The organism is Streptomyces shenzhenensis (genome assembly GCF_021462265.1).
In the GTDB taxonomy this organism is placed as follows: domain Bacteria; phylum Actinomycetota; class Actinomycetes; order Streptomycetales; family Streptomycetaceae; genus Streptomyces; species Streptomyces shenzhenensis.
Genome location: NZ_JAJONF010000063.1, coordinates 1 through 19,450 on the forward strand (window position 1 = coordinate 1; position 19,450 = coordinate 19,450).

The window sequence follows — 19,450 nt, forward strand, 5'->3', positions numbered from 1 at the left end:
GACGTCCTGAGCGCCCGGGGCGGTCACCCAGAGTGTGGAAGCCTCGCCAGTGGCCAGGGCTCCGTCGTTCTCGCGGTCGGCCCGGCAGAGCCGGTATGGGCCTGCGCCTGATGGCTCACCAGACGACAGCCGCTGACCTGGCGGAACGCGTACGCGGACACTGGGCAATCGAGAATCGTGAGCACCACGTCAGGGACGTGACGTTCGGGGAGGACGTCTTCCGGGTGCGGACCGGCAGCGCACCGCGGGCGATGGCCTCTCTGCGGAATCTGGCCATCGGCACACTCCGCCTGGCCGGACGGGGCAGCATCGCCGAGAGCCTGCGCCATCACGGGCGGGACATGGCTCGGCCGTCGGCGACCCTCGGACTCACGTGATCATTTCCGGCCGATCGTGAGAACGACGGAGCCCTGGGTCAGGATTGGCGCCGATAGGCTCGACGGGTGATCGATATGCAGGTGCGCGGTGACAGCGGCGACGTCATAGCCCGGGCCGAGGGCAGGGTGAAGTGGACTTCCGCCTTCGGTGATCTGAATCCGGGGCTGTTCCCGATGCTCTGGGGCCTGATTCCCTACGGGGATGCGGTCCTCAATCATCGGCAGGTGTCGCTGCTGCTGGCGGAACTCGACCGGCTCCCCGTCGCTTGCGGTGGTGACTGGGTCGGGCAGGCCCGCGAGTTGTGCCAGGTAGTCGAGCAAGGGTCACACCGCTATCTGTGGTTTGTCGGCGACTGACCGCAGAGTCGTGCGTCAACTCCCGTGAATTCGTTGCCTACTGGCCCAGGGCCTGCCAGCCGATGGTTCCGTTCTGGACGGAGTGGGCCTCGTCCGGGCGGACGACCTCACCGACGGGCTTGCTGTCCGCGATGTGTCCCAGGATCGAGAGCAGGTCCTCGTCGGCGAAGCGCCCGGCGGTGGCCGCAAGTCCCAGGGCCTGGTCGACTTTGTCGTTGCCCAAGACGGTGGCGAGCTCGACCGCGCGGGCCATCTTGGCGCGGATGCGAGCAGTGCCGGCGGGTCCGGCTTTCTTGAGCCAACGTCCGGTCCCGGGGCCGATGGCCATGAATGCGATCTCCGCTTCCGAGCGGGGCTGCAGCCTCGGCTGGTGGATGCTGCGGCCGTCGGGATGGTCGGGGTAGTGCGCGTCGATGGTCTGCGGAAGGCCCGGGGTGGAGATCTGGTGGCGCCAAATCTCCGGCAGGTCACCGGAGTTGGTGCGGGCGGTGATGGACAGTTCCTCGCCGACCACCCGGCACCACACCTTGGCGCCGGTATGGCCTGGCAGGGGCCGAGTAGCGCACCGAGTTGAAGCTGATGGTGCGGTCCGAGCCGACCAGTCTTTCCTCGCCCAGTGCGAGCGCGAGCGGCTCGATGGGCAGGACATGCAGCGTGGTGCGTTCGATGTCGAGGCGGTCGGCGGGTATCTGCCTGGTCACTCGGTGACGGCGGGAGTTCACTGCATCGCACCAGCTCAGGCAGGCATCGGCGAGCTCGGCGAAGGTGTCGTAGGCGGCCAGCAGGTTTGCATCTGTGGGCACCAGGTCGGCTTTCGCGATGCGGACTGTAGCCTCCGCGCCGCCCTTCGATTCGGGATCGTAGGGCACGTAACTGACCACCTGACAGCCGTAATGCCGGCCCGCGGCGACCAGCTGCGGATGACGGACCGGGATCCCGGCGATGTGCTCGACGGTGACCGTCTTGGCGTTGTCGGTCAGTACATACGCCGGTGCCCCGCCGATCCGCCTGAGCGTGGTGTCCAGGCAGGCCACCAAAGGGCCCAGCGTGCAGTCCCAGACCGGGATCACCACCCGCAATCGCGACCAGGACAGCCATGCGCAGAACAGCCAGGTCCGACGTCCCGCGATGCGCGGACCCTCGCCCCAGTCGAACTGCAGCCACCGGCCCGGCTCGGGAATCCACGGGCGGTACGTTCGTCGCTTACCCGCCTTCCACGCGGTCTTTGCCGTGCTCACCGCCCGTCTCGTCGAGCGTTCGCTGCCCCGGTAGCCCATCTTCACGAGCTTGTCGTGGACCACATCGGCACGGATCGTCGCCTTCGACTGCTCGACCCGCTCCTCGACCTTCTCCAGGAACGCGTCGATCATCTTCGCCCGCGGCTCTCGCTCATAGGGATTGCGTCCGCCGTTGCGGGCCTCGACATACCTCTTGACCGTCTTCGGGTCGTGCCCCGTCAAGGTCGCCGCGGACCAGACCGTCCCGGTCAGGTCGTACGCCTCAAGGATTTCCATAATCTCCGTGTCAGACTTCGTCACAGGACCTCTCCGGCCGGTAGCTGATGCGTGGAAACACCAGCAAACGGGCGGAGGGGTCTCCTCCAGTTAAGGAAGTGATCAGGAACACCACTGGTCAGACGGCCATCCACCTGGAATTCCGGTGGCCATCAGCCTGGACTCGGCTGGCCGCACATCTGGGACTTTGCCACGGCCGCCGTCAGCGCCCTACGCACAAGCAGCTCGCCCAAGCGCAACGTTCCACCAGTCAGTCATTCACCCAGATACCGAGGCAAGGCGTCCCCCAATACCGTCGCCTCATGCAGGGGTGCGCTGCGCAGACGCCCTCTGCGCGTACGGCGATCCGAGCAGTTCGGTTGAGACGACGGCGATGCGGGCCGAAACCCTGTCCGTTGCGCCCCGGGTTCACGCCGGATCGGTAGCCGCTCTGACAAGCGCCATCAACCGTTTGCTCAGACGGTAAGTTCGGTGATGCTGAGGGCGAAGTTCAAGTTTCCCACCCCGTGGTTGGCGAGGCCCACCGTGACCACACCCGCTCCTTCCAGCCAGTGCGCCATCTTCAGGCCGCCGACGTCCAGCGGGCGCATCCCGAGGCTCTCGACGAACGCCTCCACACTTGATTTGGCCTGCGCGTTGTCGCCGGCGATGAAGACGTCGGGCCGGCCCTTCTCCAGGACATGACGGAAGACGGTGTTGAACGCCTTCACCACGCTGGCGCCGGCCGGGGCCGCCTGGGCGACTTCCTGCGCGATCGAGGTCTCCTCACGGTGGGCCAGCCCGTCGAACGTCGAATTGAACGGATTGCTGATGTCGACGATGACCTTGCCCGCGAGTGCGTCTCCGTACTGGGCGACGGCCGGCACGACACCGTCGTACAACAAGGCCACGACGACGATGTCCCCGGCCGGGGCGGTGCCCCATTCTCCGGTCGTGGCGCCGTCGCCGAGAGCCTTGGCCAGGTCAGCGGCCTTGGACTGATCACGGCCCATGATCTCCACGGTGTTGCCGCCCGCTATCGCCCGCGCGCCGATGGTGCGGGCCATGTTCCCGGTGCCGATGATGCTGATGTTGCTCATGAGATGTCCTGCCCTGGGTGTGTGTTGTCCGGTTCAGAGGGCGGTGGTGCCGCCGTCGGCGACGAGTTCCATGCCGTTGACGTAGCTGGAGTCGTCAGAGGCGAGGAAGAGGGCGGCGGTGGCAATTTCGCCGGGGCGCCCCATCTGGCCGCGGGGGATGAGGGACTCGAACTGGCGCTTGGTGGCCTCGTCGAAGAGCTCTTCCTGCTTCGCGGTGGCGACCTGGCCGGGGGTCAGGACGTTGACGCGGATGCGGCGGTCTTTGAGCTCGTTGAGCCAGATACGGGCCCAGGCCTGCTGGACGGCCTTGCTCCCGGCGTAGACGCTCCAGCCGGGGAAGGCGCCGAGGGAGGCGTTGGAGCCGGTCATGAGGATGGAGCCGCCGTCGTTGAAGAGCGGGAGAGCCTTCTGGACGGTGAACAGGGTGCCGCGGGCGTTGAGCCCGAACCAGGTGTCGAACTGGGCCTCGGTGATCTCGCCGAGCGGCGCGGGCTCGCCGCCGCCGGCGCTGGCCCACAGCACGTCGAGGCTGCCCTTCTCCCGCTTGACGGTGTCGTACAGGCGGTCCAGGTCGTCCAGGTCGGCGGCGTCGCCCTGCACGCCGGTGACGTTGCGGCCGATCTGCTTCACGGCCTCGTCCAGGGCGTCCTGGCGGCGGCCGGTGATGAAGACGTGCGCTCCCTCGTCGACGAACAGCTTCGCGCCGGCCAGCGCCATGCCGGTGGTGCCGCCGGTGATGACCGCGACCTTGCCGTCGAGCTTTCCCACAGTTACTCCCTCGGGTCGGTGGTGCCGTGCGCACCTGAGATGGCGGTGTTATGTACACCGCCCTGTGTGCTTACGGTACGGGGTGGGCGGCCGGGGCGCAAACTATGTACACCGGTCGTTACCCTGTCGGGGTAGCATGGGGTCATGACGGAGTTGGAGAAGGGCCCCACGGGCCGCCGCCGCGGCCGGGGCGCCCGCGAGCGCATCCTCAGCGCGTCCCAGCAGCTGTTCCGCGAGCAGGGCATCAACCGCACCGGCATGGACCAGCTCTGCGCGGCGGCCGAGGTGTCCAAGCGCACGGCCTACCAGCACTTCACCGGCAAGGACGAACTCGTCGCCGAGTACCTGCGCCGGTTCGACCCCTCCGTTCTGTCGGGCGTGCTCGACCGCACCGACCTCACGCCCCGCGAACGGCTTCTCGCCGCCTTCGACATCCCCCCCACCACTCCTCTGTGCCCCTACATCGGCGCCGCCGTGGAGCTCCACGACCCCCAGCACCCCGCGTCCCAGTACGCACGCGACTACAAGAAAGCCGTCGCCGCCCGGCTCGCCGACACCGCCCGGGAAGCCGGCGCCGCCGACCCCGAACAACTCGGCGAGCAGCTCGCGCTGCTCCTCGACGGCGCCGCGGCCCGCACCCGGGTCGTCAACGCCGACGCCTTCCCCACCGCCGCCGCCATCGCCGCCGTCCTCATCGACAACGCCATCCCCGCCACAGCCGGCGATGACCAGCGACAGGAGAAAGCGGCGAATTAACCTGGCACTCCACGGCCAGGCCGGACGCGCTGCCGATCGGGCGACTGCACCCGCCGGTACGCGACACCAGCCGCCCGGTGCCACCTGGAGTGGAACAGGGAGTACGGAAGGGCGTGCAACACGGAATCGGCGCCACACTGCCGGTCTTTCCGCGCGCAGGGAACCGGCCGCTTCCTCACCATCGCCTCCACAGCTGCGTTTCGCATCGTGCCGGTCATGGCCGTCCACGCCGGCACCAGGCTCGCCGTCCGGGCCATCCGTGAAGGAGCACGCCAGGAACCGGACAACTCCCTGCGGGTAAGCGTCCTCTCACCCGGTGCGACTGCGACCGACTTCACCGATGCGGCAACCAACAGCCAGGTCAGGGCAGAGCAGACATCGCGAAGACGCAGGACGACATCACGACCCCGCACCAGGCGATTTCCCGGGCCATCGCTTTCGCGATCGAACAGGCCGCCGCAGGCGACGTGAACGACATCGCCGTCCGGCCCGCCACCCGGAGCCGCCCATCCGGTGCAGACACCCGCACTCACGGGTTATACGGCAAGACAGGCCCGCCGACCCGCGGGATGGTGGCGTGCCCGGGTGAACACGGCGGACGCGACGCCAGATGATCAAGGTTGCGGAGGCTGAAGATCAGCCCGGAGTCGCGTCCGCGTGCCCTCTTCCCTGAGCAGTGTCCTCCCGCGTCGCTTCGAGGACGCCGCCGCGCCCTGTCCGTGAACCTGTGAACTGCCCACGTTGGCCGCAGCGTTCGACCGTCTGCCCGATCCACGCCCGGTACGAGGACGCCGCCACCGGCTCGGCAACTGCTGGGGCTGCCTGGTCGCGGTACTCGGTGGCGCGAATAACGGCCGCCTCTCGCCGACATACCCCTCCCAGATCATGATCCACAGCTGGAGTGCACATGGCCGTTCACGAGCACCCCAGGCCCTGACGCCGTCTTTGGACGAGGCGGTAGACCTCCCGGGCCACATACCGCTTCAGGCAGCGGGTGATCTCACGCCGGGTCTTGCCTTCCGTAACCCGTCGCGGGGCCGGTGCCGTCGGGTCCTTCGAGACCGTCGAGCAGCATGCCGAGCCCGCCCAGGAACTCCCGGTCGGGGCCGACGTTCCGGGCGGCGCGGGCGGTCGCGGCCATGTGCGGGAAGTCGTCGGGCGACAGCGCGGAGATGGCCACCGTGCCCGGACCGGCGAGGGGGCCGAGATGCTCCAGCTGGATCGCCCCGGTGAGGTGGGCGAGCAGGGCGCGCAGGGCGACGACCCGCCGCTCGCCCGACACCCCGGCCTCGTCGAGGACCACGAGCACCGTCTCCGACCAGCGCAGCACCCCGAGGGAGTGGTGCCGGTGGGCGATGACCAGCGGGACGACCGCGGGATGGGCGCCCACGGCGTCGCGCATGCGCCGCACCAGGATCGTGATCCGTTCCCGCCACGCGGCGGCGGGGTCCGGCGGCTCGGTGTCCACGGCCTCCAGGACCTGCTCCACGACGAGCCGCTCCAGTTCGCCGCGGTCCCGCACGTACCGGTAGAGCCCCATGGCGCTCATGCCGAGTTCCTTGGCGACCGCCCGCATCGAGAGCCCGGCGAGCCCCTCGCTGTCGAGAACGGCGAGTGCGGCCGAGGCGAGCTGTTCGGGAGCGAGAGAGCGTGGTCGTGGCATGGCGGTTGACAGCGTACGGCATACGCTTACGCTGGTAGGCGTATATCGTACGCTTACGGAGGGAAGCAGTCATGCGTACGCAACGTAGCCCCATGGCCCCGGGGTCCACGGTGGCCGAGCGCGTTCTCACCACGGTCTCCGGCGACCTCGTCACCGTCCCCGACCCCGACCGCCTCGTGCACCTCCAGTTCCGGCGCTTCGCCGGCTGCCCGGTCTGCAATCTGCACCTGCGCTCGGTGGTGCGGCGACACGACGAGATAGCGGCCGCCGGTGTGCGCGAGGTGGTCGTCTTCCACTCGCCCGCCGACGAACTGCGCCCCCACGCGGGCGGCCTGCCGTTCGCCGTCGTCGCCGACCCGGACAAGCGGCTGTACCGGGAGTTCGGCGTGGAGCAGTCGCCGCGCGCCCTGCTGGCCCCGCGTGTCTGGGGGCCGATCGTCCGCGCGGTGGTGAGCGGTGCGTGGCACGTCGTACGGGGGCGTGAACGCCTGCCCGCCAACCGCCCGCACGGCGGTCGGCTCGGCCTTCCCGCCGACTTCCTCGTCGCCCCCGGCGGGCGGGTGCTCGCCGTCAAGTACGGCGAGCACGCCTACGACCAGTGGCCGGTCGACGAACTCCTCGAACTGGCCGCACGGTCGGCGCGTACACCGCCCCTCGGGCCCCGCCCGAGCGTCGAACGGCCGTGACCGCACCGCACCCGACATCACCCTGAGCCGACCGGAGAAATCGCCGGGCGGCTCAGGGTGGTGCCGCGGATGTCCGGGCGCCGGACAGCTCGTCGAGGGAGCGCCGCGGGTCTCGACCCGGGGTTGTTCATCCAGAAGGTCGAACAGCGCTACTCGATCGGCATGGTCGCGGCGGCACTCGCCGTGTTTGCGGTGCCGCTCGCCTTCGGCGGCGCGCTGACCGGCTCACTGCTGCGGGCCATGACCTTCATGATCGTCGCCTCGCCGTGCGCGGTGGTCCCGGCGACCATGCCGCCGCCGCTGTCCGCGATCGCCAACGCAGGGCGGCACGGCGTGCTGGTGAAGTCCGCCGTGGTGATGGAACGCCTCGGCCTTGTCGACGCGGTCGCCCTGGACAAGACCGGCACGCTCACCGAGGACACCCCGCGGGTCACCGACATCCGCCCGCTGCCCGACTCCCGGCTGACCGGGAGGAGTTGCTGACGCTCGCCGCTGCGACCGAACCCCTCAGCGAGCACCCACTGGCCCGCGCCGTCATGGACGCCGCACGCGCCCGCGGTCTCACCCTGCCCCTCGCGGAGGACTTCACGTCCACACCGGGTGTCGGCGTCACCGCCACCATCGAAGACCGGAAAATCGCCGTCGGCGCCCCCGCACGGCTGCTGTCCGGCGCCGAGGGCGCACCCGCCGCACGTGCCGCGGCCAGTGCCGCCGAACTGGAGGACGGCGGGCGCACCGCAGTCCTGGTGGTGGACGATGGCGTCCCGGCCGGAGTCCTGGGTATCCCCGACCGGCTGCGCCCCGACGCCGCCACCACCGTCGGCTCCCTCACCGCGCTCAACGGCACCGCGCCGTCGCTGGTCACCGGCGACAACCCGCGCTCCGCCGCCCGCCCGGCCGCCGAGGTCGGCATCAGCGACGTGCGTGCCGGGCTGCTGCCGCAGGACAAGGTGGCCGCAGTCAGGGAGCTGGAACAGGCCGGCCGCAGGGTTCTGGTCGTCGGCGACGGTGTCAACGACGCGCCCGCACCGGCCGTCGCTCACCCTGGCATCGCCAGGGGCGGCGCAGGCTCCGATCTGGCACTGGAGACCGCCGGCGCAGTGATCGTCCGCGACGAACTGGCCACCGCGTCCACCGCGGTGGCTCCCTCCCGCCGGGCCCGCCGTCTGGTCGCGCAGAACCTGGTCGTCGCGGCCGTGTTCATCTCCGGCCTGGTCGTCTGGGACCTGGCCGCCGCCCTGCCGCTGCCGCTCGGCGTCCTCGGGCACGAGGGCTCTCCCGTCATTGTCGGCCTCAACGGCCTGCGGCTGTTGCGCGAGTCTGCCTGGGCCCAGGCGCGGGCGGAGGGCCGCCGCTGAGCCCTCGCAGCGGAACGGCCCGCCGCACCCGTGCGAGGTGCGACGGACCGTTGCCGTCTGGCCCCCAAGGTCGGAACACAGCAGCCGCCGACACGGCAAAACATGATCGAAGATTCATATGGACATGGATTTCATTTCCATCTACGGTGAACGTGTCGACTCCGCGCGAGCCATAGGTGGTGATGCGTCATGCGTAGCCGCGGCCGGACAACCCGGCAGCGTAAGGCGGTCACGCGTGCACTTGCGGGCTGTCAGGACTTCGTCTCGGCCCAGGAGTTGTACGCGCTTTTGCTCGCAGGCGACCACGCGATCGGCCTGACCACCGTCTACCGCGCCCTGCGGGAACTGGAGGCAGACGGGGGTGTCGACGTCGTTCGCGACGAGACGGGCGGACGGCTCTACCGGCTGCGGCCCGCCGACGGGCACCGCCACTACCTGATGTGCCGCGACTGCGGCCGAAGCCGCCCGGTGGACTCCGGGGCCGTGGAGGAGTGGGCGAGCAGGATCGCCGCGGACACCGGTTTCGCCGCGGTCGAGCACACCGTCGAACTCACCGGCGTCTGCGCCGACTGTCTGCCCGGCGCGGACGCATGCCGACTGTCCGGGGCCGAAGGAGAGGAACCGTCATGCCACTGGGATCGCGCCCCGGACTCCCCGGGCCGAGTCCGCAGCTGCGCGAGCTGAAGGAGACCGTGCGTACCCTGCTCGGCCTCGACGACGACACCGCTGTCATGGTCCGCCAGCTCACCTGCACAGAACCGGGCTGCCCACCGCTGGAGACTGTCGTCGCACTCCTGCCGATGGAGGGGGAGGCCCGCCGCTGGACCCTGCACCGGCCTGCCGACCAGATCACCGAGGACGACCTGCGAGCTGCCCTGCTCGCCCCCGAACAGCACGACTAGGAGACTGACTTGACCACCCCCGAACCCCGAGATCTCCGCGACGAGCGGGTTCCCGTCACGGTCCTGACCGGCTTCCTCGGCTCGGGCAAGACCACCCTGCTCAACCGCGTCCTCACCGAGAACCACGGCCTGCGGATCGCCGTCATCGAGAACGAGTTCGGCGAGGTCGGCATCGACGACGCCCTCGTACTCGACGCCGAGGAAGAGATCTTCGAGATGAACAACGGCTGCATCTGCTGCACCGTGCGCGGCGATCTCATCCGCATCCTGGGCGCGCTGATGCGCCGGCGCGAGAAGTTCGACCACATCCTCATCGAGACCACCGGCCTCGCCGACCCGGCGCCGGTCGCGCAGACCTTCTTCATGGACGACGAGATCGCCTCCCAGCTGCGTCTGGACGCCATCGTCACCCTCGTCGACGCCGCGCACGTGCTCCAGCACCTGGACGAGGTCAAGCCGGAGGGTGTGGAGAACGAGGCCGTCGAGCAGATCGCCTTCGCCGACCGGATCGTGCTCAACAAGACCGACCTGGCCGACGAGGAGACCATCGGACAGGTTGCGCGCCGCATCCGCGCCATCAACGCCGGCGTGCACGTCCTTCCGGCCCAGCACGCCGCGATCGATCTGCGGCAGGTGCTGGACGTGGGCGCCTTTGACCTGGAGCGGGTACTCGCCGACGACCCGTCCTTCCTGACCGAGACCGAGCACCAGCACGACACCACGGTCACCTCGGTCGGAATCGAACTTCACGGCGAACTCGACGAGGACCGGCTCAATGCCTGGCTCGGCAGCCTGCTGCGCGCCAAGGGCGTAGACCTGTTCCGCTCCAAGGGCATTCTCGCCATCGCCGGAGCGCCCAAGCAGTACGTCTTCCAGGGCGTGCACATGCTGCTGGACGGCACCTTCGGGCGCGACTGGCGGGAGGGTGAACCCCGCACGAACAAGCTCGTGTTCATCGGCCGCGACCTCGACCGCGAGGCCCTCGAGCGCGGCTTCGCCGACTGCCTGGCCACGGCGGGAGCCGCCGCGTGAGCACCGCCGTGAACTCCCCGCTCGTCTGGGACGTCGCCGTCGACGACGCGCCCGTCGCGCTCAGCGCGCGCGGTGACCTGGTCGCCGTCGCTGGGGCCGAGGGGACCGTGAAGGTCTTCGACGCGGCGCTGGGCGCCGAGATCGGGTCCTTCGAACTCCCCGGGGGCGCGCTCAGAGTCGGACTCTCCCCGGATGCCGGGTCCGTGGTGGCGACCGGCCCGACGGGCTATGCGCTGTGGCGGCGCGCCGACGGACGCACGACCGTCCGCGAGTCCGGGGCCTGGTCGGCTGCCGCCGCCTGGGCGGACGGCACCCGTGTCGCCGTCGCCTCCGGTCGCCGCGCCCTCGTGCTGGACGTCGGCGGTGGGGAGTTGTGGCGTACGGAAGCCGCCGCATCCACCGTCACCGACCTCGCCTGGATGCGGCAGGGCCGGCGTCTGGCCGTGGCCGCGTACGGGGCCGTGCGCTGCCACGAACGCCACACCGAGAAACCGTTGGTGACCTATCCGTACGTCGGTTCGCACCTCGCTCTCGCGGTCGCGCCCACCGGACGGTGGATCTGCAGCGGCAACCAGGACGCCTCCATCCACATCTGGCGCACCCGGGACGGCAGCGAATTGACCATGTCCGGCTACCCGGAGAAAGTCTGCCGCCTCGCCTTCGACGACACCGGCTTCTGGCTGGCCGCCGACGGCGCCCCCGACGTGACGGTCTGGGACTTCTCCGGCGGCGGACCGGAAGGCACCGCCCCGCGCTCCCTGCGCTGCCACGAGACCGTGACCGCGCTTGCCTGGCGGCCGGGTGCCGCCGGGCACCTCGCCAGCGGCGGCGACGACGGCACCGTAGCCCTGTGGCATGCCACGGCAGGGCGGCCTCAGGCGCGCCTGCGGCCGGTACGCGAGATCGAGGGCACCGGTGCGCCGGTCGCCGCGCTGACCTGGGCCGGCCCTCATCTGCTGGCCGTGGCATGGCGCGACGGCCGCATCCGGACCCACGGCACGCCCTCCCGGACCGCCCTGTGAACCGGCCCGGCGGAATCGGGTCCGCCGCCAACCGTTCCGTGATCCGGTCCGCCGCGCACCGGCCCTGCACCCTCGTCGTGTGCCGGGGCTGCTGCTGCGGCAACCCCCGCAAGCGCCCCGGCACCGACCACGCCTGGCAACTGGACCGGCTGCGCGCCGGCGCGGCAGAAGGCGGCTTCCAGATCCGTACGACGGACTGCCTCGGCCCCTGCGACCAGGCGAACATCATCGTCGTCCAGCCCTCCACCGCAGGGCGCCGGGCGGGGGGCCGCGCCGTCTGGGTCGGCTTCGCGATGGACGATGACTGCACCGATGACCTGCTGCGCTGGGCGGCGGAGGGCGGACCCGGCATGGCCGAACCGCCCGCCACGCTCGCGCTCCAGTTCGTCCGCCCACCGCGCGAGGCCCGCCCCCGTGCACGCCGGTGACATCGACGCCGGCGGCCGCGACGTCCTCGCGGCCGCCCGGCTCGACGAGGCCACCGCCGCCTCGGTCGCCACGACGCTCCAGGCCCTCGCCACACCGTCGCGTCTGCTGGTCCTCACCACTTTGCGGCAGCGCCCGTACCCGGTCGGCGAACTCGCCGCCGCCGTCGGCATGGAACAGTCCGCCGTCTCCCACCAACTGCGCCTGCTGCGCGCCCTCGGCCTGGTCACCGGCCGCCGCGACGGCCGCCGCATCGTCTACAGCCTCTACGACGACCACGTCGCCCAGCTCCTCGATCAGGCCGTCCACCACATCGAGCACCTCCGCCTCGGAGTCCGCGACCTCGGCTGACCGCACATCCCAGCCGCCGCAACTCTCCCCCATGGCACCATCGCCCGCGTCGTGCTGGACGCCCTCCGCGAGCCCAGGAGCAGCAGGTCAGTTCAGGTGGGCGACCTGCCGTGGTGCCGGCGCCGCGCGGAGCCGGTCGGGCAGTGTGCCGTCGTCGGGCATTCCGGCCCGCGGCCACTCCCCGACCACCTCGGCGTCGGCTTCCGTCAGAAGGGGCCCCAGGCGTGCGACGGCCCCGGTGGGCCTTCGGCCGACCCCGCGCGGTTGCACGGCGGCGTGCAACCCGTGGTCCCTCCGGCAGTGCAGCACTTTCTCCAGGCAGCCGGTGGAGACCATCACCCCGTGAGGGCAGGCCCGGACCGCGCGGCGCAGCCCGTCCATCACCTGCCCGGTCGCGGCGGCCTCGCAGGAACCGCAGACGACAAGGGTGAAAGGGCGGCTCCGAGGGCCGCGTGCCGCATCGCTCATCTCCGCGTCTCCTCCGCAGTGTTCGAAGGGATCCCCTATTTGCGCCACGGCTCACCCAACTGGACGGTGTGACCAGTGAGTTGGTGCGCGAGCGACGCCATCCGGGGCAGTCTGGAGCGGCACTTCGGAGTGGCCCTCGCCTTCCAGAACTGCCACCGGGTTGCCGCCTTCCGCCCCGGAGCGCACGGCGGTGAGACCCACACGCGCTTCACCTCTGTGCGGCGGTCGTCGCCCAGTCAAGAGATGGCAATGGTTTTCATCTACCATTGAGATGAAAATCGTTTCCATCTAGGGTGAGGGCGTCACCGCATCGCCGGCACGTGTCCGCTTCCCGTCCGGCACCTCCCGAAGGAGAGCCCCAGCATGTCGGCCGTCCCTGCCTCCCGTTTCGCCCCACCGTCCGCGAGGCTCGCACTCGTCGCCGCGACGGCCGCCCTGACGGCCGCGACTGCGACCGCCTGCTCGACCTCCTCCTCGAACAACGCCGGCAACACCGCCGCGACCAGCAACAGCGGCGGCTCGGGCAAGACGATCCAGGTGGTGGCGGCGGAGAACTTCTGGGGCAGCATCGCCTCCCAGCTCGGCGGCAGCCACGTGAAGGTGACCAGCATCATCACCAACCCGAACACCGACCCGCACGACCACGAGCCGACCGCCGCCGACGCCCGCACCGTGGCCGGCGCCCAGTACGCGATCGTCAACGGCATCGGATACGACGCCTGGGCCGACAAGCTCCTGGCCGCCAACCCAGGCAGCGGGCGCACCGAACTGAAGGTCGGCGACTTGGTCGGGATCAAGCCGGGCGGCAACCCGCACCGCTGGTACTCCCCGGACAACGTCCACCAGGTCATCGAGAAGATCACCGCCGACTACAAGAAGATCGACCCGGCCGACGCCGCCTACTTCGACCAGCAGAAGGCGACCTTCGAGACCAAGACGCTGGCCGGGTACAACAAGCTCATCGCCGACATCAAGGCGAAGTACGCCGGCACCCCGATCGGTGCCTCCGAGTCCATCGTCACGCCGCTCGCCGAGGGCCTGGGGCTGAAGATGCTCACCCCGGAGGCGTTCCTGGACGCGATGAGCGAAGGCTCCGACCCCACGGCCAAGGACAAGACCACCATCGACCAGCAGATCAAGAACAAGAAGATCAAGATCTACGTCTACAACTCCCAGAACTCCACCCCGGACGTTCAGGCGCAGGTCAAGGAGGCCAAGGCGGAAGCCATCCCGGTCGCCACCGTCACCGAGACCCTCACCCCCGCCGGCGCCAGTTTCCAGCAGTGGCAGACCACCGAACTGCGAGGCATCGAGCAGGCCCTGGCCAAGGCCACCGGGAAGTGAGCCGACGCCATGAACCCGATAGCGAAGGCCCGCGAAGCCGTCACCCCCAGCGGACACACCGTCCCCAACCGCCGCGCGGGCGGCCACGACACCGCACCAGACAGCGGGAGCGGCCCGGTGGTCGACCTGCGCGGGGCCACCGTGCGGGTCGGCGGCCGTACGTTGTGGTCGGGCGTGGACCTTCGCATCGGGACCGGCGAGTTCACCGCCGTGCTCGGTCCCAATGGCGTCGGCAAGTCCACCATGATCAAGGTGCTGCTCGGCGCCCTGCCGACGGCTGCCGGTGAGGTGCGGGTGCTCGGCGCCCGGCCCGGGCAGGCCAACGACCGTATCGGCTACCTGCCGCAGCGCCGCAGCTTCGACACCTCCCTGCGGATCCGCGGCATCGACGTGGTGCGCATGGGTCTGGACGGCGACCGGTGGGGGGTGCCGCTGCCGTTCCCGAGCACGCGTGGGCGGGCCGCCCGCGCCCGCGTGGACGAGGTGATCGAGCTGGTCGGGGCGTCGGCATACGCGCACCGGCCCATCGGGCAGTGCTCCGGCGGCGAGCAGCAGCGGCTGCTGATCGCGCAGGCGCTGGTCCGCAGGCCCGGCCTGCTGCTCCTCGACGAGCCGCTGGACAGCCTCGACCTGCCCAACCAGAGCGCCGTGGCCGCGCTGATCGGGCGCATCTGCCACCAGGAGGGCGTGTCGGTGGTCATGGTCGCCCATGACGTGAACCCGATCCTCCACCACCTGGACCGGGTCGTGTACCTGGCCGAGGGCGGGGCCGCCGCCGGCACACCGACCGAGGTCATCACCTCCGAGACGCTGACCCGCCTCTACGGCACTCCGGTCGAGGTGCTGCGGACCTCGGACGGGCGGCTGGTCGTGGTGGGCCAGCCGGAGGCGCCCGCGGCGCACACCGACCGGCACTCCGGGGGGCCGTCATGACGCTCGCCGAGACCGGGGCACCGGACTGGTCGTGGAACCTCCTGACCGACTTCCAGGAGATGTGGTCGTACCCCTTCATGGTCAACGCGTTCCGCGCGGGCGCGATCGTGGCCGTCGTCGCGGCGGTCGTGGGGTGGTTCGTGGTGCTGCGGCGGCTGACGTTCGCCGCGCACACCGTCTCCCTCGTCGCCTTCCCCGGCGCGGCCGGGGCGCTCCTGCTCGGAGTGAGCGCCGGCTACGGGTACTTCACGTTGTGCGTGGCCGCCGCGCTGGTCATCGCGGCCCTGCGCGGTGGGGGTGAGCACGAGGAGTCCGCGCTGACCGGGACCGTGCAGGCGTTTCTGCTCGCCTCCGGGTTCCTGTTCACCGCCCTGTACCGGGGGCTGCTGGAAGGGCCGCAGACCATCTTGTTCGGCACTTTCCTGGGGATCACATCGTCGCAGGTCACCGTGTTGACCGTGGTCGGAGCGGTGGTACTCGCCGTGCTCGCGCTGCTCGGACGGCCGCTGCTGTTCGCCTCCGTGGACCCGAAGGTGGCCGCCGGGCGCGGGGTGCCGGTCCGCGCGCTGTCCGTGGTCTTCCTCGTCCTGCTCGGCGCGGCCACCGCCGAGGCGAGCCAGATCACCGGAACGCTCCTGGTCTTCGCCCTCATGGTGATCCCGGCAGCCACCGCGCAGGTCCTCACCGCCCGCCCCGGCCTGAGCCTGGCCCTGGCCGTCCTCCTGGCATTCGCCACCACCTGGCTCGGACTGACCGCCGCCTACTACTGGCCCTATCCCCTGGGCTTCTTCGTGACGACGATCGCCTTCGCCGGATACCTGCTCGCTCTCGGCTGGCGCTCACTGAGTGAGGTGCCCGGCCGCCGGGCGATGGCCCCCACCGCCACCCGGGAGGTGCCGGCATGACCCTCCTGATGGCCGTCTCCCCGCTGTCCCATCCGTTCTTCCAGCACGCCTTCCTCGCCGGGACCGCCATCGCCGCCGCCTGCGGGCTGGTCGGCTACTTCCTGGTCCTGCGCGCCCAGGTGTTCACCGGCGACGCGCTCAGCCATGTCGCCTTCACCGGCGCGATGGCCGCCCTGGCCTTCGGCTACGACCTGCGCCTGGGCCTGTTCGCCGCCACCATCGCCATGGCGCTGCTCTTCGGCACCCTCGGCCGCCGGGCGCGCCCCGACGACGTGGTCATCGGGAGCGTCTTCTCCTGGATCCTGGGCCTGGGCGCCTTCTTCATCACCCTCTACACGAGCTCCCGCAGCACCACCAACGGCACCGCCGGCATCAGCGTGCTGTTCGGCTCCGTCTTCGGCATCTCCGCCGGCAGTGCGGTGGTCGCCGCCCTAGTGGCCACCGGGGTCGCCCTGCTGGTGGTCCTCATGGCTCGGCCGCTGCTGTTCGCCACGCTCGACGAGGCGGTGGCCGCGGCCCGCGGAGTACCGGTACGGCTCCTCGGCTACGGCTTCCTCGCCCTCGCCGGAATCAGCGCCGCCGAGGCGACGCAGGCCGTCGGCTCCCTGCTCCTGCTCGGCCTGCTCGCCGCCCCCGCGGGCGCCGCGGTCCGGCTCACCGACCACCCCCACCGGGCCCTTGCCCTCTCCGCCGGGCTGGCGGTGCTGGAGATGTGGGCGGGGCTGTTCGCCTCCTACGCGGTGCCGAGGATGCCGCCGAGCTTCGCCATCATGGCCGTCGCCACGGCCGTCTACACCGCCACGTTCCTGGTACGCCGGCCCGCCCACGTCTCCCGCGCACGAGCCGCTGTCCCCACCGGCCCATGAGAACCCGAGCAGGTCGCGCTGAGCCACGCGCCCGGCAACGCACCCCCACTGAAGTCACGCTGATCGGCCGCCGCACCCAGCAACGCTCCCTCGTCCTCGCGGCGTTCATCCGCGCCGACGGATTCGTCGGCGCCCAGGCCCTCCACGCCCAGCTCGCCGCCGAAGGCACACCGGTCGGCCTGTCCACGGTCTACCGCACCCTGACCGCCCTGGCCGGCGCGGGCCGGGCCGACATGGTCCGCGACTCAGGCGGTGAACGCCTCTTTCGCTACCGCCCCGGCCCCGACCACCGCCACTACCTCATCTGCACGGAATGCGGTCTGAGCCGCCCCGTCGACTCCGGCCCGATCGAGGACTGGGCCGAGACCATCGCCCAGGACTCCGGCTTCGCGGACATCCGGCACACAGTCGAACTCTCCGGAGTGTGCTCAGGACTACTACGAGCGGCGGATCAAGGAGGGCAAGACCCGGCGTGAAATCGTCCGTTGCCGCCCGCTCTGCGACCCGCCGGGCTGCGGCGGTGGCGATCGGCCCGTCGAGGTGACGCCGTAAGCTGCGCCGGGGTTCTGAATCGCGGGAGGCGTGGGTGGGTCGGGATATGGTCCTCAGCGGCCGGTACGAGCTGGTCGAGAAGCTCGGGCAGGGCGGCATGGGAACGGTCCATCGGGGTGTGGACCGGCAGCTGCGCCGTACCGTCGCAGTCAAGCTGCTCTCCTCACAGCTGGCCCACGATCCGCAGTCGCGAGCCCGCTTCCGGCGCGAGGCCCACGCTGCCGCCGCGCTCAACCATCCAGCGGTGGCCACCATCCACGACGTCGGCGAGGAGCCGCACCCGGATGGTCCGCGGCCGTACCTGGTCATGGAGTACGTGCAAGGCGCCACCCTCGCCGAGGTCCTGCACGACGGCCCGCTCCCCGTCGCCAAGGCGGTCAACGCGGCCTGCGCGGTACTGGACGCGCTACGGCACAGTCACGAACGCGGAATCGTGCACCGGGACATCAAGCCCTCGAACATCATGCTCACCGGACCCGAAACCGTGAAGGTCCTCGACTTCGGCATTGCCAAGGCGTTCACCGAGGCTGCGACGCGTATCACCGGCAGCGGTGCGGCCATAGGCACCCCGGCTTACCTCTCTCCCGAGCAGATCAGCGGCGCGGAGATCGACCACCGGGCCGATCTCTACGCGATGGGGTGCCTGCTGCACGAACTGCTGACCGGGCAGACCCCGTTCCACGGTGATTCGCCGTTCGCCGTCATGCATCAGCACCTGTACGCCGAACCCGAGCCGGTCTCCCGGCTCCGACCGCAGATACCGCCGGCGGTCGAGACCGCAATCCTGCGTGCGCTGTGCAAGGACCCGGCGGAACGATTCGCCGATGCGGGACAGATGCGCGCAGCCCTCGCCGACGCCCTGGCACAGACCTCCATGCCGACGGCCCAGGCCACCACGCCCCGGCCTCCGGCGACGCGGTCCGCCGACCGAACCACGCTCCGCGACAAGTTCCGTATCTCACTGCGCCCTTCCGCCGACAGCGCCCTGGCTCTGCTCGGATGCCTGCTTTCGGTGCTGTGCGCACATGGCCAACTGGTGGACACCGCCCACTTCGGCCGGATCGCCATCGCGGCCGGTGCGCTGGGCGTGGTGGCGCTCCCGTGGTCGACACGCCTGTCGTGTGCGCTGGGCTGGGGGCCGGTGGCCGAGGCTGTGGCGGTCAACTCCGAACTGCGGCGCGCCTACGTCGGATGGCACGGTTCGTACGTCGGTATCGCTGCTCTGCTGGCACTGGCCGCCGTCTGCTGCCTCGTCAGCGCGGTACGCAGCCGGCAGCGCGGCGTCGGCTCGCTGGTCGCCTTCTGGTTCAGTGCCACCGCGTCGATCTGGTACTTCCTCGACGACCTGCACAAGCTCTTCGTCTTCTACCTGCTGCTGTCCCTCGTGGCCATTGCCACTGTGTCGTGGGAGACGGTCGGACTCGTACGGCGCCGGGCGAGGAACGGACGGGCGGCGCCAAAAGGGCTGTCCGCCAGCCTGACGCCACCTGGTCGCCGGCCCACGACCACGTCGACCCGAAACCTCAGGGCATGACGAGGTCGAGGTTGTAGGACGGGCCGGGAGTCGGGGCAGCCCGCGACACCGGTTTTGGATACGGCCGCCCGCCTGCCCCTCTTCCTGGCCCTCGGTGTGACTCAGCCCTTGTATTCGGGGGCGATGCGTTCGACCAGTCGCAGCGGTGCCGACCAGGCAAGGTCGTATGCGTGGTCGTCCTGGAGGTCGGAGCTGTCGTCTTCGCCGGCCAGTTGGTGTGCGGTGAGTGTGCAGATGTCAGGGGTGGGGGTGACGAGCTTGGGGCCAGGGCCTGTCCGGTCGGCGGGGAGTGGGACCGGACAGGCCCTGGCGGGTTCGAAAGGGCTGGAGCGCTACACCGCGAGCCAGGCTGCCTGGTCCGGGGCAAGGTGGCCGTTCTCGACGGGTTCGCTGGTCAGCAGGATGGAGGTGTGGTCGGGGAGTGGGTACGGCTCGGTGGAGAGGCTGACCACGCAGACGAAGCCGGGTCGCCGTGGAAGGCGAGGACTGCGGTGGGGGTGTCGAGCCAGCTGAGGGTGCCGTCGCCGAGGGCCGGTTGCTCGCGGCGTATGCGGAGG

At 70.5% G+C, this 19,450-nt stretch carries 20 protein-coding genes and 3 pseudogenes; 18 read left to right on the plus strand and 5 right to left on the minus strand.

Translation table 11 applies throughout. The features are described from left to right. The first annotated feature begins 110 nt into the window (after positions 1-110). On the plus strand, positions 111-377 hold the full coding sequence (locus LQ326_RS42775; protein ID WP_372497106.1) for a hypothetical protein: 267 nt from the start codon (positions 111-113) through the stop codon (positions 375-377). A 75-nt stretch (positions 378-452) separates the two neighbouring features. Continuing rightward, positions 453-734: a hypothetical protein gene (locus LQ326_RS42780; protein WP_234544518.1), complete on the plus strand. Its 282-nt coding sequence runs from the start codon at positions 453-455 to the stop codon at positions 732-734. A gap of 37 nt (positions 735-771) precedes the next feature. Here the strand turns inward: LQ326_RS42780 and istA are convergent. The 3 genes and pseudogenes from istA to LQ326_RS42800 all read right to left on the minus strand — a co-directional run bounded on the left by istA (position 772) and on the right by LQ326_RS42800 (position 4,095). After that, a pseudogene (gene istA, locus LQ326_RS42790) lies at positions 772-2,248 on the minus strand (IS21 family transposase). 455 nt (positions 2,249-2,703) lie between these two features. Further along, a complete protein-coding gene (locus LQ326_RS42795) occupies positions 2,704-3,327 on the minus strand; it encodes an NADPH-dependent F420 reductase (protein WP_234544489.1) in 624 nt (207 codons plus the stop codon). Between the two features lie 33 nt (positions 3,328-3,360). Then, complete coding sequence (locus LQ326_RS42800; protein ID WP_234544490.1) at positions 3,361-4,095, minus strand: SDR family NAD(P)-dependent oxidoreductase; 735 nt, start codon at positions 4,093-4,095, stop codon at positions 3,361-3,363. Between the two features lie 144 nt (positions 4,096-4,239). On the opposite strand from LQ326_RS42800, the gene LQ326_RS42805 reads away from it, so the two are divergent. Then, positions 4,240-4,851: a TetR/AcrR family transcriptional regulator gene (locus LQ326_RS42805; protein ID WP_234544491.1), complete on the plus strand. Its 612-nt coding sequence runs from the start codon at positions 4,240-4,242 to the stop codon at positions 4,849-4,851. Between the two features lie 1,000 nt (positions 4,852-5,851). On the opposite strand, the gene LQ326_RS42815 is transcribed toward LQ326_RS42805, so the two are convergent. Then, positions 5,852-6,514, minus strand: coding sequence for a TetR/AcrR family transcriptional regulator (locus LQ326_RS42815; RefSeq protein ID WP_234544492.1), 663 nt, complete (start codon positions 6,512-6,514; stop codon positions 5,852-5,854). A 71-nt stretch (positions 6,515-6,585) separates the two neighbouring features. On the opposite strand from LQ326_RS42815, the gene LQ326_RS42820 reads away from it, so the two are divergent. The 8 genes and pseudogenes from LQ326_RS42820 to LQ326_RS42855 all read left to right on the plus strand — a co-directional run bounded on the left by LQ326_RS42820 (position 6,586) and on the right by LQ326_RS42855 (position 12,291). Next, positions 6,586-7,200 (plus strand): peroxiredoxin-like family protein, encoded by a 615-nt coding sequence (locus LQ326_RS42820; RefSeq protein WP_234544493.1) that lies wholly within the window; start codon positions 6,586-6,588, stop codon positions 7,198-7,200. Positions 7,201-7,323: 123 nt separating this feature from the next. Then, positions 7,324-8,558, plus strand: a pseudogene (locus LQ326_RS42825) (HAD-IC family P-type ATPase); the annotation flags it as partial. A 189-nt stretch (positions 8,559-8,747) separates the two neighbouring features. Further along, positions 8,748-9,242, plus strand: a complete 495-nt coding sequence (locus LQ326_RS42830; RefSeq protein ID WP_234544494.1) for a Fur family transcriptional regulator — start codon at positions 8,748-8,750, stop codon at positions 9,240-9,242. Between the two features lie 8 nt (positions 9,243-9,250). Continuing rightward, the gene (locus LQ326_RS42835) at positions 9,251-9,460 is read left to right on the plus strand and encodes a hypothetical protein (RefSeq protein WP_234544495.1); all 210 of its coding nucleotides are present in this window, start codon (positions 9,251-9,253) and stop codon (positions 9,458-9,460) included. A 9-nt stretch (positions 9,461-9,469) separates the two neighbouring features. Beyond that, positions 9,470-10,492, plus strand: a complete 1,023-nt coding sequence (locus LQ326_RS42840; protein WP_234544496.1) for a CobW family GTP-binding protein — start codon at positions 9,470-9,472, stop codon at positions 10,490-10,492. Next, entirely contained in the window at positions 10,489-11,514 is a 1,026-nt protein-coding gene (locus tag LQ326_RS42845; RefSeq protein WP_234544497.1) for a WD40 repeat domain-containing protein, read from the plus strand. Before LQ326_RS42840 ends, LQ326_RS42845 begins: the two co-directional genes overlap by 4 nt. Positions 11,515-11,552: 38 nt before the next feature. Next, on the plus strand, positions 11,553-11,942 hold the full coding sequence (locus LQ326_RS42850; RefSeq protein ID WP_372497107.1) for a (2Fe-2S) ferredoxin domain-containing protein: 390 nt from the start codon (positions 11,553-11,555) through the stop codon (positions 11,940-11,942). After that, positions 11,929-12,291 (plus strand): ArsR/SmtB family transcription factor, encoded by a 363-nt coding sequence (locus LQ326_RS42855; protein WP_308402153.1) that lies wholly within the window; start codon positions 11,929-11,931, stop codon positions 12,289-12,291. The genes LQ326_RS42850 and LQ326_RS42855 overlap by 14 nt, the downstream gene beginning before the upstream one ends. A gap of 87 nt (positions 12,292-12,378) precedes the next feature. On the opposite strand, the gene LQ326_RS42860 is transcribed toward LQ326_RS42855, so the two are convergent. Next, positions 12,379-12,759 (minus strand): hypothetical protein, encoded by a 381-nt coding sequence (locus LQ326_RS42860; protein ID WP_234544498.1) that lies wholly within the window; start codon positions 12,757-12,759, stop codon positions 12,379-12,381. Between the two features lie 87 nt (positions 12,760-12,846). Between LQ326_RS42860 and LQ326_RS42865 the strand changes: the two are divergent. The 7 genes and pseudogenes from LQ326_RS42865 to LQ326_RS42895 all read left to right on the plus strand — a co-directional run. Then, positions 12,847-13,029, plus strand: a pseudogene (locus LQ326_RS42865) (hypothetical protein); the annotation flags it as partial. Between the two features lie 93 nt (positions 13,030-13,122). Beyond that, on the plus strand, positions 13,123-14,103 hold the full coding sequence (locus LQ326_RS42870; RefSeq protein WP_234544499.1) for a metal ABC transporter solute-binding protein, Zn/Mn family: 981 nt from the start codon (positions 13,123-13,125) through the stop codon (positions 14,101-14,103). Between the two features lie 9 nt (positions 14,104-14,112). After that, positions 14,113-15,036 (plus strand): metal ABC transporter ATP-binding protein, encoded by a 924-nt coding sequence (locus tag LQ326_RS42875; RefSeq protein ID WP_234544500.1) that lies wholly within the window; start codon positions 14,113-14,115, stop codon positions 15,034-15,036. Beyond that, a complete protein-coding gene (locus LQ326_RS42880; RefSeq protein ID WP_234544501.1) occupies positions 15,033-15,941 on the plus strand; it encodes a metal ABC transporter permease in 909 nt (302 codons plus the stop codon). The genes LQ326_RS42875 and LQ326_RS42880 overlap by 4 nt, the downstream gene beginning before the upstream one ends. Next, positions 15,938-16,807, plus strand: a complete 870-nt coding sequence (locus tag LQ326_RS42885; RefSeq protein WP_234544502.1) for a metal ABC transporter permease — start codon at positions 15,938-15,940, stop codon at positions 16,805-16,807. Before LQ326_RS42880 ends, LQ326_RS42885 begins: the two co-directional genes overlap by 4 nt. Continuing rightward, a complete protein-coding gene (locus LQ326_RS42890; RefSeq protein WP_234544503.1) occupies positions 16,804-17,283 on the plus strand; it encodes a Fur family transcriptional regulator in 480 nt (159 codons plus the stop codon). The genes LQ326_RS42885 and LQ326_RS42890 overlap by 4 nt, the downstream gene beginning before the upstream one ends. 110 nt (positions 17,284-17,393) lie before the next feature. Next, positions 17,394-18,893, plus strand: a complete 1,500-nt coding sequence (locus LQ326_RS42895) for a protein kinase domain-containing protein (protein WP_234544504.1) — start codon at positions 17,394-17,396, stop codon at positions 18,891-18,893. Positions 18,894-19,450 lie beyond the last annotated feature (557 nt).